General features: G+C 48.7%; 13 protein-coding genes and 1 pseudogene. 11 read left to right on the top strand and 3 right to left on the bottom strand.

Annotation, left to right across the window (positions count from 1 at the left end):
• Positions 1-141: 141 nt before the first annotated feature.
• Positions 142-1,263 carry a hypothetical protein gene (locus tag HGA34_03450; GenBank protein ID NTW22569.1) on the bottom strand — a complete coding sequence of 374 codons (1,122 nt, stop codon included), beginning with the start codon at positions 1,261-1,263 and terminating at the stop codon, positions 142-144.
• Positions 1,264-1,349: 86 nt separating this feature from the next.
• On the opposite strand from HGA34_03450, the gene HGA34_03445 reads away from it, so the two are divergent.
• The gene (locus HGA34_03445; GenBank protein NTW22568.1) at positions 1,350-2,753 is read left to right on the top strand and encodes a divalent metal cation transporter; all 1,404 of its coding nucleotides are present in this window, start codon (positions 1,350-1,352) and stop codon (positions 2,751-2,753) included.
• Positions 2,754-2,812: 59 nt separating this feature from the next.
• Here the strand turns inward: HGA34_03445 and HGA34_03440 are convergent, their stop codons facing one another.
• Positions 2,813-3,454 (bottom strand): DedA family protein, encoded by a 642-nt coding sequence (locus tag HGA34_03440; protein NTW22567.1) that lies wholly within the window; start codon positions 3,452-3,454, stop codon positions 2,813-2,815.
• Positions 3,451-3,867, bottom strand: coding sequence for a M48 family metallopeptidase (locus HGA34_03435; GenBank protein ID NTW22566.1), 417 nt, complete (start codon positions 3,865-3,867; stop codon positions 3,451-3,453). Before HGA34_03435 ends, HGA34_03440 begins: the two co-directional genes overlap by 4 nt.
• A gap of 377 nt (positions 3,868-4,244) precedes the next feature.
• Between HGA34_03435 and HGA34_03430 the strand changes: the two genes are divergently transcribed.
• The 10 genes and pseudogenes from HGA34_03430 to HGA34_03385 all read left to right on the top strand — a co-directional run bounded on the left by HGA34_03430 (position 4,245) and on the right by HGA34_03385 (position 14,669).
• Positions 4,245-5,519 carry a hypothetical protein gene (locus HGA34_03430; GenBank protein NTW22565.1) on the top strand — a complete coding sequence of 425 codons (1,275 nt, stop codon included), beginning with the start codon at positions 4,245-4,247 and terminating at the stop codon, positions 5,517-5,519.
• A 5-nt stretch (positions 5,520-5,524) separates the two neighbouring features.
• Entirely contained in the window at positions 5,525-6,040 is a 516-nt protein-coding gene (locus HGA34_03425) for a hypothetical protein (protein NTW22564.1), read from the top strand.
• Between the two features lie 59 nt (positions 6,041-6,099).
• Entirely contained in the window at positions 6,100-6,444 is a 345-nt protein-coding gene (locus HGA34_03420; protein ID NTW22563.1) for a TraR/DksA family transcriptional regulator, read from the top strand.
• Between the two features lie 19 nt (positions 6,445-6,463).
• Positions 6,464-7,207, top strand: coding sequence for a DsbA family protein (locus HGA34_03415; GenBank protein ID NTW22562.1), 744 nt, complete (start codon positions 6,464-6,466; stop codon positions 7,205-7,207).
• 113 nt (positions 7,208-7,320) lie between these two features.
• On the top strand, positions 7,321-7,590 hold the full coding sequence (locus HGA34_03410; protein NTW22561.1) for a metal-sensitive transcriptional regulator: 270 nt from the start codon (positions 7,321-7,323) through the stop codon (positions 7,588-7,590).
• Entirely contained in the window at positions 7,591-7,980 is a 390-nt protein-coding gene (locus HGA34_03405) for a hypothetical protein (protein NTW22560.1), read from the top strand.
• 60 nt (positions 7,981-8,040) lie between these two features.
• Entirely contained in the window at positions 8,041-9,849 is a 1,809-nt protein-coding gene (locus tag HGA34_03400; GenBank protein ID NTW22559.1) for a hypothetical protein, read from the top strand.
• 9 nt (positions 9,850-9,858) lie between these two features.
• Positions 9,859-10,062: a heavy-metal-associated domain-containing protein gene (locus HGA34_03395; protein NTW22558.1), complete on the top strand. Its 204-nt coding sequence runs from the start codon at positions 9,859-9,861 to the stop codon at positions 10,060-10,062.
• A gap of 37 nt (positions 10,063-10,099) precedes the next feature.
• A pseudogene (locus HGA34_03390) lies at positions 10,100-12,913 on the top strand (copper-translocating P-type ATPase).
• Positions 12,914-13,742: 829 nt separating this feature from the next.
• Positions 13,743-14,669 (top strand): DUF4931 domain-containing protein, encoded by a 927-nt coding sequence (locus HGA34_03385; GenBank protein NTW22557.1) that lies wholly within the window; start codon positions 13,743-13,745, stop codon positions 14,667-14,669.
• The last annotated feature ends 25 nt before the right edge of the window (positions 14,670-14,694 follow it).

Genomic DNA, 14,694 nt, shown 5'->3' with positions numbered 1-14,694 from the left:
GACCAGAACAAATTGATCATTTGAAACAAAAACGCCTGTGGCTTCATGGGCGTTTTTGTTATGACAAGATTCTGGATCTAGATTGAGTTAAATAATTAAGGCTCAAGCAATAAGCAGCCGTTCAAACTAAAAAGCCGCGGGTTAATCCTCGGCTTTAATAAGAGTGATAAGTGTTATTTCAGAGCCTCCTTCGGTTCTCATAGGAGGCCCCCATGTTCCCGTGCCGACAGAAGTATAACTATAAAAATCTCCGATCCGATTCAGACCATAAGCAAACGGTCCATAAATACCCTTAACGATATATTCAAACGGCCAAAGCTGGCCGCGGTGTGTGTGGCCGGAAAGCATCAGGTCGAATAGACTAAGAGCGGCGACTTCCGGCACTTTTCTTGGCTCGTGATACAAAAGTATGGCCGGCCGAACAAACCTAAGCTTTTCCAATTCTTTTTCCAAAATATCACCCTCTCCTCGACGTGGATAATCGATACCGACAATCGACAAGCCTTCAACGCTCACAGCCTCGTTTCCGAGATGTCTAATCTGGCTACCTTTAATCGCTTCCAACGACTTATCAACGCCAAGATATGTCTCATGATTTCCCGTAATAAAGAAAATTCCTTTGTTTGCCTTGAGGCCGGCGATTCCTTTGCCAAGCTCATCCAATCTTCCATCCATGCCATCGAAAAGGTCACCGGTAATAAATATCATCTCCGGGTCAAGCTCATTGACCTGCCTGACCAGCCGATCAACATAGTGAAGTCCATAGATGGCCCCCAGATGGACATCAGAAAGCTGTACAACTTTCTTACCCTGCCATGCTGAGGGCAGGTCCTTCATCGGGATGGTGATATTCGTCACCTTAGGATTATAGGCATTCCAAAGTCCACCCAAGGCAATGACCAATGACAATAATAGGGCCGAAACCCCGAACACGCTCAAAGGAATCCCCGTTTTAAAATAAAGTGAAATCGCATAGACCGCCCAAACTGCTGCAAAAGACAAGATCAAATACAAAACCAGCCCTAGGCTAGCGCCAGACAGATAATAATACAATCTGACGATTCTATTTTCCCAATAATGAACCATTGTCATTGCCAATGGAAAGCTTAAGCCGGCCAAAACAAAAACCCACGACAAATAAAGCTTTGCCGAGGGCGATGGCCTGAAAAAAAACACCGCTGACCGATAAACGAAATAGTGCGCACCGAAGATGAGGCCGATGGCGAATAACAGGAATGGCAAGACGATAATTACTCTAGTCATACTGATAATTATAGAACAAAACCGTTGGCTAAGCTAATTGATTTAGTGTACAATATTGTTACCACTTACTCCGTAACAAATCAAGGATGGGAAAATCAGAAACAAAGAAAAAAAGAATCGTCCGCTCACGTCCGCTCGTTGAAAGAATCGCTGAAGAACCGGCCATCATTTTGGAAAAAACTATCGACGGATCAAAAAAAGTCGCTTCTATTTTTGCGAACCAGAAGCCGATAAAAAAAGCGGCTGAGTATTGGCACTTGCTCGGCCCAGGTCTGACAACCGGAGCGGCTGATGATGATCCTTCAGGAATTGCCACCTACTCCCAGGCGGGTGCCCGTTATGGCTTCCAATGGCTTTGGCTGGCTACATTCACTTTTCCTTTGATGGCTGTCGCCCAAGAGATGTGCGCGCGAATCGGACTGGTTACGGGCCGCGGATTGGCTTCAAATATCAAACAATTTTTGCCGCCCTGGGTACTTTATACTGCGACGACCCTGCTTTTTGCCGCCAATACCTTCAATATCGGCGCCGACCTAGGTGCCATGGCTAAAGCCACCCAACTCTTGCTGCCAGAGCTGAATTTCGGATTATTGGTTTTCGCCTTTGCTGGCCTGACCCTGGGGTTACAAATATTCACCACCTACCAAAAATATGCCCGCTACCTCAAGTGGCTGGCACTGATTCTCTTATCCTATGTTTTTACGGCCATGCTTGTCGAAATCAACTGGCTGGATGTCTTGAAGTCGACTTTCATGCCGACTTTTTCCTGGGACAAAGAATCGATCATTTTGATAACCGGTGTCCTCGGAACAACCATTTCGCCATACCTGTTCTTTTGGCAGACCTCCCAAGAAGTCGAAGAAGAGATTCTTCAAGGCAAAACGCGCATCAAGGACCGTGTCGGTGCCACTGACCAAGAAGTCAAAGAGATGAGGCTCGATATCTGGTCGGGCATGTTCCTGTCCAATCTGGTCATGTTCTTTATCATCGCTACCTGTTCGGCAACTCTGTTCGCTAGCGGCATCACCAACATCAACACCGCGGCCGATGCAGCCGCCGCCCTAAAGCCCTTGGCCGGTGATAACGCCTACCTCCTTTTTACGCTAGGCATCATCGGCACCGGACTATTGGCCATACCAGTCCTTGCTGGCTCGGTCGCTTATGCTCTCTCTGAAAGCTTCCGCTGGCGGGAAGGTCTATATAACAAGCTGGACCGCGCCCAGGCATTCTACGGCGTCATCATCATCTCGGTTTTTGTCGGCTTAGCACTAAACTTTATCGACCTCGATCCGATCAAGGCCTTGATTTATTCAGCTGTCGCCAACGGCCTGGTGGCGCCGATGGTTTTAGCGCCAATCGTCATCATAAGCAGCAATAAAAAGGTCATGGGCAAGCATGCCAATGGCGGCATTAATAAATTTCTAGGCTGGGCGGTTGTCAGCCTGATGGTATTGGCCGGACTCGCGACGATCTACTCTTTATTCCTCTAAATAGCAGCCTAACAAAAACAGCCCAATGGGCTGTTTTTGTTATACACTCAAAACAATCATTAAACATTATCACTACCAATCGAGTCTTCTGGCTCGTGTCTGAAAACTCGCACCACGTGCCAAACTACGGCAAGTAATATCAATCCAATGATAGCAAAACTGAATTTATCCCACCAAGGCCTTAGGGACTCCCAGTTGTCGCCAAGCTTAACTCCTACATAAACAAGGAGGTAGCTCCATATCCAAGAAGCAAAAAAGCCATAAAGATTTGATTTGACGAAACTCCCTTTAGAAACGCCGATTACCAAAGAGATAAAGGTCCTGATTACGGGCAGCAGCCTGGAAATAAAATAAGTCGCTGTCCCATATTTTTCCAAAAATTTTTCCGCTTTAACCAAGTCGTGCCGCGAGATAAGCAGCCATTTGCCATACTTCCACAGAAACGGCCGACCAAGCTTAAGACCGATTATGTAAGAGATAACCGACCCAAAAAGACAGCCAAGCGCGCCACTTAGAGCTGCCAAGTGGAAGTTTAATTCGCCCTTGCTCACCAAAAAGCCCGCATAAGTCAAAATAACCTCCGAGGGAATCGGTATATTTGCCGATTCGGCGGCCATCAATCCGAAAATGGACCAGCCTCCGTATGCGCTTATAAGGCCGGTAACCCACGTCGCTATGTGCTCTAGTAAAAGTTTGATCATATTGAAGAAATTGGTATTGTTTTTAATTCTTTTCTTATTTTCTTATAGCTCGGCACATACGATGAGACGTGCTTCCAAAAGAACGGACCGTGATTGAACTCCTTAAGGTGGCACAACTCATGAGCAACAATATATTCTTGGAGATGCTCGGGCAAAAAAAGTATCCGATAGTTGAAGTTGAGGTTTCCGGCCTGCGAACAACTGCCCCACGACCGGCGCTGATTCCTAATCGCCACCCGCCCATACTTGAGGCCGTAGTGGCTACTCACCCTAATCAAAAGCTCTGAAATCCTCCGTCTCGCTTCTTCTCTGTGCGTCCTATATTTTTTTAATTCCGCACCGGTTGCTGTAACGCGCCGCTTACGCCTAGGAGGTTTTCTTTTAACCGGGGCGAAGCTTATCCAGCTTGCCATTCAATATCTTTAAAATAATAAGTTAATTCTAACCTATCCTGTCAAAATTCGAAAGATACTATATAATGAATATGCCCTTAATCTAAGATTATGTTTTTTTTCAGACTGATCAGCGACTTGGTCAATAACATTTCCAACCAACTACCGCTTAGTTTATTGTTGCTTTTTTTATCTCTTTGGCTAATATTAGAAGCTAACTTACAACCGCTAAGCTGTTATCTGATCATGGGTGTCGTAATCGCTATCAATATACGAGCCTTATCTATCTGGGCAAAAACACCGTATTCTCAAAAATCCGCTCGCCACAATTCGTCATTCTCGAAATCCGCCCGGCCTTGGAATAAATTTTAAAGACTGTCCGTTTTCGAAAATTATATATGAAAAAAACGTTTTTACAATTTTCATGGCTGCTTTCAATAATTCTGCTGACAAGCCTGCCTTTGCCATTGCTTCAAGCTGAAGCGCCAAGCGTCAGGCTTCGCGGCCGTATTCTGATACAGGTCGAGCAACACGGTGAGGCTTGGTATGTCAGCCCAGTCGATGACCGCCGATATTTTCTCGGTCGCCCCGCTGATGCCTTTTCCGTCATGCGCCAGCTGGGGCTGGGTATCAGTGAAAAAGATTTCAATGGACTGAACTCCGTTTCAAAAAAACGCCTTTCTGGCAGAATTCTTATACGGACACAAAAATCAGGCGAGGCCTATTATGTTTACCCAGGCAACCTTTCGCTCAACTTCCTCGGCCGTCCTGCCGATGCCTTCAACGTGATGCGCCGTCTAGGTCTTGGCATTACCGATCGTGAAATAAACAAGCTCCCGCTGGGATTCACTGCCCAACCCACCTCGCCACAGCCACCCCAAGGAACTACGACTCCGCAGAACCCATCAAATTTGCTTGGGAAAATGGAAAAGGAAATCCATGCGCTTATCAACAAGGAGCGCACAAAAAACGGCTTGTCTGCTCTTGCATGGAACGATGAAGTGGCCGCAGTTGCACGTGAGCACAGCCAGAATCAAGCCGATGAAAACAAATTTCTTATCAGCAGCATCCGCCTTTGCAGCTACCCCTTCATCCACCATGAGGGACAGAATTTCGGCATTTACCAAAGTGAGCGGCTCAATAGCAAGGGAATCTATTACTTCAGCGGCAGCGCCGAAAACATCGCCCTGACTCCCCACATCAAGGACGGGACCTATGAAAGCACTGGTATCCAGGAACAAGACTGCCAAGGAGAACAAGTGCAGTCCAACAGCGAATATGATAAAAGGGTCCATCAAGCCACAAGCACTGAAGAAAAAATCAAAACCTTAAAGGCAGAAATTAAGCGCCGCGAGGGGCTGCTGGAAAATTCTCCTGTCATCACGGTCCTTGAAACGACCTATTACAGCATCGAAGAAGTTGAACAAAAAGCCGTTACCGGCTGGATGAACAGCCCCGGACACCGCCGCAACATTCTTAACGGAGAATATGACGAAGCCGGCATGGGCGTGGCCCAAATCAAGGATTATTTCATCATCACCCAAGTCTTCATCAAGCGGGCTCCCTGCGGCTACCGCAATGCTGCCTGCTGTAAAGATGAGCGGTTCTTTTACTGCTATGAGCCCTACTCTTGCGACGAAGACACTCTCTGCACAGAGGCTGTGCCCAAATAAATAAAATGATCTGGTTCATCTTTTTTCTGATTTTCATCCCACTCCTTTCAGTTGCCGCAGCGTCCTTGTCTTTGATTGTTTGGGTGCCTACGCGCAAGCATGATCTTCCTAGGATTCTAGAGCTTGCTGAGCTGAAGCCTGGTGATAGGTTCATCGATCTCGGCTGCGGCACCGGCACCGTGCCCCGCTATGCGGCCGCGAACTGCCAAGCCGACATTTACGGTATCGAGCTTGCGCTGCCTTTCTACTTCTGGTGCTTAACCACCCAGTTTTTCGGTGGCCGCCGGAACATAAACTACCTTTGGGGGGATTTATTCAAGCACTCTTTGGCTGGCTACGATGTTGTCTATGTCTTCGGAATACCAGACAAGCTCAAGAGCAAGCTGCGCCCGAAGCTCGAACGCGAACTCAAGGCCGGGGCTAGGGTAATCTCATATGCCTTCGCCATTGAAGGCTGGACTCCTGATAAAATAAGCCGGCCAGAACCCCAAAAGGCATCTATCTATCTGTATAAACGCTAGGGTTTATTTATTAAAAACCTTGTGCTAAAATGAAACCACTTAAAAACTAAGCTTTTCTCATGTACAGTGATTCACTTATCAGAGAACTGACCCAGCGCTTAGAGGAGGAACGGGCTGCGGTCGAACAAGAAATCGCCAAATTAACCACTCCCGAAGAAACCATGGACAACCCTAGCGCCGAAGACCTGGCGCATGATGCCACAGAAGACATCATCGAAGAGTCTTTGGTCAAGGTCCACCGGGAAATCCTGGGTCGCATCGAAGACGCCATCGGCCGTCTCAAGGACGGAACATATGGCCGCTGCATCGAGTGCGGTGCGGAAATAAAAGAAGAGGATTTGCGCCGCGAACCCTGGATCGAATACTGCGACCGCTGCGTCCACAAGCCACATTACTACGCTTAAAAATCATTAACATCATATTATGTTAGGCCAAGAAAAACTCATCCGTTCAAAAACCAGCTTCATTCTCGGTTTGGTGAGTGGCGCTGCCGCCATCTCCTTTATAGGCTTCTTGCTGTTTTTGGGCCTTTATCTGAAAGCCCAATTTTCTGACGGCAGTTTCGATGCCGGTAGTGACGACCCCGCTCCAATCGTCAAGAATGACGACTCCGGCGCAAAAGCGCAGCCAAGCGCAGATGCTGGCGCTAAGGTCGATATCAAGATTGCCAAGGACGACCACATTCGCGGCAATAAGAATGCCAAAATAACCATCGTTGAATATTCCGACATCCAGTGCCCTTTCTGTACCCGCTACCACGATACCATGCTTCAGGTCATGAAAAATTATTCAAAGGACGTGCGCTGGATCTTTCGCCACTTCCCGCTTGACTCCATCCATCCGATGGCCAGAAAAGCGGCCGAGGCGACTGAGTGCGCTGGCGAGCAAGGCAAGTTCTGGGAGTACACCGACAAGCTTTACGCCAATCAAAGCAGTCTAAGCGCTGAATACCTAGCGACCGCTGCAAAAGAGCTCGGACTTAACACTGGCAAATTCGACGCCTGTTTGTCTTCTGGTAAAATGGCCGCCAAGGTAAGCGCGGACTTGCAAGAAGGCCAGGGTCTGGGAGTAAGGGGAACTCCTGGCAGTTTCATTAATGGAAAATCCATCCCTGGCGCTGTGCCATACTCGACAATTGAAGGCATGATCAAAGCCGAATTGAAATAATCCTCTTAAAAAATAAAAAGGCGGCCCTAGAGGCCGCCTTTTTATTTTCTTGACACCACATGGCACAAGCGCTATATTTAGATTACCCCCCTGGGGAGGGTAATCAGAAAACTATGACACCAATTTCCTGCGCCAAGAAAGATGCTACCAGAAGGCTTAAAATCACTGCCGGCCATCTGAACAAGATCATCAAAATGATCGAACAAGATGCTTATTGTCTCGACGTGATACAGCAAGCATCGGCCGTCCGAGGAGCTATCAAAAAAGCTGAGGAGGTGCTGCTTTCGAACCACCTCAAAACCTGCGTGGTAAATGCTATCAAGGGGAATCGCGAACAGCAAACGATAGCCGAGCTTTTAGAGGTTTATAAGAAATTCAACTGAATGACTAGGCGGATTCTAAAAAATTTGCACCACATCGGGATGATTTCCGTCATTCTCGGTTTGATTATGGCGAATTTTTTCCACGCCTTTCTCATGAATATCGATCCCGCTCTGGCCACGGATGATATCCATGGAGCTTGCCACGCTCATGAAAATGCCGGCGCCGAAAAGAAAAACGGGGCGCAAAAGGATATTTTACCTTGCTGTGCCGACAAGAAAAGCAGCGACGCCGCGCCATTGCTTGCAGTTTTTGAATTCAACAAATCACTTTATCTCTTTTCCTTGTACTTTAGCCAAGTTCCGTTGGCGGACAAGGAGACCTTGAAGCCAAAAAGCTTCCAGGCGCCACCAAATCAGGTCGCGCTCGACACCATCATATTAAGAATCTAGGGTTGATTCAGTTAAACGGGCATTTTTGCCTGCTTGTTTATTTCATTAACTGACTTAACTATGAACGAATTACACAAAATTACGTTGCCGATCAATGGCATGCATTGCCGATCCTGCGAACTCTTGCTTGAAGAGAAGCTCTCGGCAGTCGAGGATGTAAAAAAAACCGAAATAAGTTTCAAAGCCGGAAAGGCTGATATCTTTTTTGAGGAAAATTCTTCGCCTCAAATCCACAAACTAGAAAAAGCCATCCACGAGGCAGGCTACTCTATCGGCCAAGCAGAAAAAACAGCTTGGTTCAGCACTAACAAGGAAGACTACCAAACCGTCATTAAATCGCTGCTTCTTGCCTTCTTGATTTACGGCATTTTGAAGTTCTTCGGCCTAACCGACATGAATATCGGTGCGTCCGACAACCCATCGGGCCTTGGAGTTGTCATTTTAGTAGGGCTTGTAGCCGGATTTTCAACCTGCATGGCCCTGGTTGGCGGATTGACCCTCGGGATGTCGGCCAAGTTTTCTGAAAATCATCCAGAAGCGACTTCTAAGCAAAAATTTCGTCCACACCTCTACTTTAACGGGGGGCGGGTACTTGGCTACGCCTTTTTTGGCGGCCTTTTAGGACTCTTGGGGTCAGCCTTCCAGCTTTCCCTAGAGCTCAGCGCCTTCCTTACCGTATTGGTGGGTCTGGTCATGCTGCTTATGGGCTTACAACTTACCGAATTGATACCAAAACTCAACACGGTCAAATTAACCCTACCGAAAGGACTGGCCAAAAAATTGGGGATTGACTCGAAAAACAAAGAGTATAGCCACAAGAACTCAATGATTCTTGGTGCCGCCACTTTCTTTTTGCCGTGCGGGTTTACGCAGGCAATGCAGCTCTATGCGGTTTCCAGCGGAAACATAGGTGACGGAGCATTGATAATGGGCTTGTTCGCACTAGGCACCGCGCCTGGACTTTTGGGGGTGGGTGGACTTACCTCGATCTTCAAGGGCGGGTCGGCTAAAAAGTTTTTCAAGTTCGCCGGAACGATTGTGGTTCTGCTTTCATTGTTCAACCTGAAAAATGGCTTAACACTGCTGGGCTGGGTTCCCGATCTGGCTAGTGCCTCTTCTCGGGACGTTGTCACAAGCGACCCCAACGTAAAAATGGTAAACGGGGTCCAGGTTGTCAGTATGACCGAAACGAATCGAGGATACGAACCGAACCGTTTTACCATCAAGGCAGGAGTGCCCGTGCGCTGGGAAATTGACGCCCAGGCCCCCTATTCGTGCGCCAGCGCCTTGGTCGTGCGCCAGCTCAACATCAGCAGAACGCTTAAGGCCGGTCCCAATGTCATAGAATTCACGCCCGAAAATGCCGGTACTATCAAATTTTCCTGCTCTATGGGAATGTACACTGGCAGCTTTAATGTGGTTGACTCCTCTTCTTCAAAAGCCCCCTCGGCCAATGCCGCTGCTGACGACTCGGCTACGGCAATCAATGGCGGCGGCTCTTGCGGTTCCTCTGGCGGCGGTTGTGGTTGTGGCGGCAAAAAAACCGCTCCGATCGACGCCAAGCCTGCCATAACGACAAACGACGCAGCCACTGATGAGCAGGTCATCAAAACCGTTTATACCCAAGCTACCGACATTCAGCCGAGCGAATTTACCGTCAAGGCAGGCAAGCCAGTCCGCTTCGAGATCGACGCCCAAGAAGATGGCGCCGGTTGCATGAACTATATTAAGGTATCCGATCTTGCAGAAGACCTGCAGCTTCTTGAGGCTGGCAAAAAAATCACCATGAAGTTCACCCCCACCGAACCCGGCACCTACCAGATCACCTGCGCCATGGGCATGGTCCGAGGACACATTACTGTTAATTAACTTACTCATATAAACACCTTATCGTTTTCAATACAAGGACTAACTTGTAGTGCTTGTGCTAAGCTTTGCACCATGAAGCTGGCAAAAATTCCAGGAGTCAGTAACGTGGTTGTTGACCCTGTAACGGGCGACACTGCCATTACGGCTGAGCGCCCGATCGAAATCAAAGAGGCACAAGCCGCATTAAGCGGTACCGATTACTCAATTAAATAGCCCTATGAAACAACCGATCAAGATATCGATTACAGGCATGCATTGCGCATCCTGTGAAAAAATCACCGCGGCTGAACTTGAAGAACTGGCCGGGGTATCAAATATCAGCATTGACCATAAAACCGGTCGAGCCAGCTTAGAGCTGGACACCTCTCTGACTTCAACAGATGAGGTGTTAGCTGCCGTGGAGAGAGCTGGCTACCAGGCAGTTATTATCGATTTGCCGGCAGCCGAAAAGGGTGTGGCCATCAAAAAGAACCAGACATCAAATGGCCAACCGCTGAAAATCAAGCTCGAAGCTAACATCGAGGCCGAAGGTCGCGTCCTTTCCGGCAGTGACGGCAAACCCTACTTCGAAGGCAAGATCCACAACAACAAGCTTGCCGAGTTCAGCGTTCCGGACAATCAGCCAGGGGCTAAAGAATTTGTCGATCAACTAAGCAATACCGCCAGCTTGGCGGGTCTGTTCGATTCGCTTTTAAGCGGCTCAAAGTCGGCTGAGCCCAGGCAAGTGTCCGCCCCCGTCATGGAATCCGCAATGTCACAGACCAACCACGCCAAGCGAGCCAACATCTCTCTTTACGGCATGCACTGTTCTTCTTGCGCCGGTCTGATCGAACGCTCACTCAAAAAAGTTCCTGGCGTCAAGCAGGCCAACGTCAATTTCGCTGCCGAAAAAGCTTCGGTGGTTTTCGACGAGGCCTCCACCAACCTTCAAGCTCTCATCAAGGCCGTGGAAAAAGCTGGCTACAAAGCCGAAGAGGTCGACGCCAAGGACAGCGAATACGAAAGCAAAAAGCGTGAGAAAGAGATTGTCTCCTACAAGACCAGATTCTGGGTCAGCTTCGTCCTGAGCTTGCCCATGCTGTACTTCATGTTTTTGGATTTCTTCGCTTGGCTCCCAGGCAAGATCGCCTTATCGCCCTACATCGGCATCATCTCGCTGCTCTTCACCCTACCGATCCAGCTAGTTATCGGTGCTGGCTTCTACAAGGGCATGTGGTCCTCGCTCAAGATGAAGACCTTCAACATGGACAGCCTGATTGCCATCGGCACTTCGACCGCCTTCATCTACAGCTTGGCCAACTATGCCATATATTACTTTAACACCCGCTCGCTTATCGGGCTTAATGGCAAGATTCCGGATTTATACTTCGAAACGGCCGCCTTCCTGATCACCTTCGTAATCTTGGGCAAGTGGCTAGAAATCCGCACCAAGGGCAAAACCTCTGACGCCATCAAGAAGCTGATGGACTTGTCAGCCAAAACCGCCCGCGTCATCCGCAACGGCCAAACCATGGACATCCCGGTCGAAGAAGTGGTCCATGGCGACATCATTATGGTGCGTCCGGGCGAGAAAGTGCCGGTTGACGGCAAGATTACCAAGGGCGGTTCAGCCATCGACGAATCCATGATTACCGGTGAAAGCTTGCCGGTCGAAAAGCATATTGGCGACTCGGTTATCGGGGGTACCGTCAATAAGGTTGGCAGCTTCGAATTCGAGGCCACCCGCATCGGCTCCGAAACCGCTTTGGCCCAAATCATCCGCCTGATCGAAGACGCCCAAGGGTCTAAGGCGCCGATTCAAAATATGGCTGACCGCATTTCTGCCTGGTTCGTCCCAGCCGTCATCGGCATCGCCATCATCACCTTCGGCGTCTGGTATTTCCTGCTCGGCTCGACCCTCACCTTCGCCCTCATGGCCTTTACCGCAGTTATCGTCATTGCTTGCCCCTGCGCCCTTGGCCTAGCCACCCCAACTTCATTGATGGTCGGTACCGGCAAAGGTGCTGAATATGGCATCTTGATCAAGGGCGGCGAACCGCTGGAGGCGGCCTGCAAGATAAATACCGTCATCTTTGACAAGACCGGCACCCTGACCAAGGGCAAGCCGGAAGTAACCGACGTCTTGAATTTCGCCAATCTGGACGAAGATGAGGTGCTCACTATCGCTGCCAGTCTGGAAAAATTATCCGAACATCCCTTGGCCGAAGCGATCTACACCCACGCCCAAGAAGAAGACTTCGGCCTCGACGAAGTCCTTGATTTCACCGCCATCCCCGGACACGGCGTCCAAGGCACGATCAATGGCACAGTTTATTACTTCGGCAATCGCAAGCTAGTGAGCGAAACCTTGGGCCACCCAATCGACAAGATTAATCGCAAACTGGCCAAGTTGGAGGAGCAAGGTAAGACTGCCATGATATTGGCCACCAAAGAGTCCATCCTCGGTGCCATCGCCGTAGCTGATACGGTCAAGCCAACCACTGCTGCGGCCATAAGCAGCCTCAAAGCCATGGGCATCGAAGTCTACATGATTACCGGCGACAACCAGCGCACCGCTCAAGCGATTGCCCGAGAAGTCGGCATTACCAACGTCTTGGCCGAGGTTTTGCCCGAAGACAAGGCTAATGAAGTCAAAAAATTACAGGACACCGGAAAGCGCGTCGCCATGGTCGGCGATGGCATCAATGATGCCCCCGCCCTTGCCCAAGCCAACCTGGGCATCGCCATGGGGTCCGGCACTGACGTGGCCATGGAAACCGGCGGCATCGTCATCATGAAAAACGACCTGAACGACGTTGTCACCTCTCTCGAGCTGGCCCGCGAAACCATGGGCAAGATCAAGCAAAATATGTTTTTCGCCCTCTTCTACAACGTCATCGGCATCCCGATTGCAGCCCGCATCTTCGCCGGTTTCGGCTTGATTCTCAAGCCCGAGCTGGCTGGCCTAGCCATGGCCATGAGTTCGATTTCCGTGGTTACCAACTCCTTGTTACTGCGCTACTTCCGGCCCGGCAAGCGCAACTATGCCTCGCTCGTCGCGCCACTGATAATGGTCATCGTCTTCACCTTCGGTTTCTTCGAGTTCGCTAAATTCAGTTCCGGCATGGAAAACCAGGGGATGAACAAAACGGTTTCCATTGAAACCGCCACCACCTTGAACACCTTCTTGGCCAATGGCCAGACTAAGATCAATTTCGCCGAAGGCAATCCAAAACTATTCCTCGGTGCCGAAAGCCTGCCCGGCAGCCTCAAGGCCAACGCTGGCACCTTGGCTTTAGGTGATTACGAAATGGTCATCGGCTATAAAGAGGCCATGATGATGAAAGAGGAAAAGTTGATCCAAGGCCCTGGCGACTCACTGAAGGATTTCTTCGGCCTGTCCAGCGTCAAGATCGTCGGCATCATAGAACCGACCGGCACACTAATCGATGACTACCATTTCGTTAATGGCAAAACTTTGTTGAATATGACCAATTCGGCCGAAATCAAGATTGTGGCAGAAAAGGATATTACCAAAAACTTCTACTTCGTAAATGCGACTAACACGCCAGAGAAATTAAAAACTTCAATCAAAGGCTTTGACGAAGTCGCCCTAGGTGAAACGAAGTTCCTGCCCATATACGTCGGCAGCTCTGAAGCCGAGATGATGATCAGAGCAAAACTGATCACTAAGCCAGGCGATACCATAGATAACTTTTTCGGTAATAACATTATTGTAGCTGGCATTCTGCCTGAAACCCAAACCGCTCTTGATTCGATGCATTATGTGGGCCAAGGTTTCGTCCTAAAAAAATAAGCTTACATCGCCCAACAAAAAAACAGCGGCAGCCTCGCTGTTTTTTTGTTGGGCGATGTTTTGCTATACTGATAATATTAAACTCAAACCAAAAGAAATGATAATCAAACCTTCCTCCGAAATTCGCAAAGACTATTTTCTAGACAAGTATGTAATCATCACCCCGGGGCGCGCAAAGCGTCCACGAGATGTCCGCGAAAGCTCGGTTATTCACAAGGACGTCAAGTGCGGACTTTGTCCAGAGGGGATTGAAAAAAAATTAATCATCGACGCGGTCGGTGGCCAGAAGGCTTGGGAAGTTATGGTACTTAAAAACAAGTACCCGGCCGTAACCACCAGCAACCCTAAAGCGTTTGGCACACAAGAGGTTATCGTCGAGACTCCCGAACACGGAAAAGAAATGCATGAATTTTCTCTAACCCAGCTTGAAAAAGTCTTGCAAACATATCGAAGCCGCATAACTGTTTTGAGCAAAAACAAGAAACTCGATTACATCTTGATTTTTAAAAACAGCGGCTCAAAGGCTGGCGCCTCGCTAGCACATTCACACTCCCAAGTATTTGCCACCAAAATCCTACCCCCTTTGCTGATAACCGAAATGTCTGAAGCTGAGCGCTACAAAAGCGAGCACGGCACCTGCCCTTATTGCGATATCATCAAAAAGGAGTCTCGAAGCAAGCGATTGGTCTATGAAGACAACCAGCTATTTGTTTTCGCACCCTATGCCAGCGAATATCACTATGAACTATGGTTCATGACAAAAAGGCACATAGACAATATGACCGATCTTAATCAGGCTGAAATAAAATCATTGGCCTATGCCCTAAAAAGAGCTTTGATAAAACTGCACATCCTAGGCATCCCATATAATTTTTTTACCCAGCAAGCGATTTCTGAGCCTAACCAGCATTTTTATCTTAAGCTTCAGCCGCGAGACTCCGTCTGGGCGGGCATTGAGATAAGTTCCGGATTGATTATTAATTCCGTCTCGCCTGAAGAAGCGGCAAAATTCTATAAAAAATAAATTCGACCACAAAAACACCCTAACG

The organism is Candidatus Falkowbacteria bacterium (genome assembly GCA_013336275.1).
GTDB lineage: Bacteria > Patescibacteriota > Patescibacteriia > Patescibacteriales > GWE2-39-37 > JAAXUA01.
The sequence above is the reverse complement of the archived record's forward strand: the minus strand, read 5'-3'. Positions and strand labels throughout refer to the sequence as shown.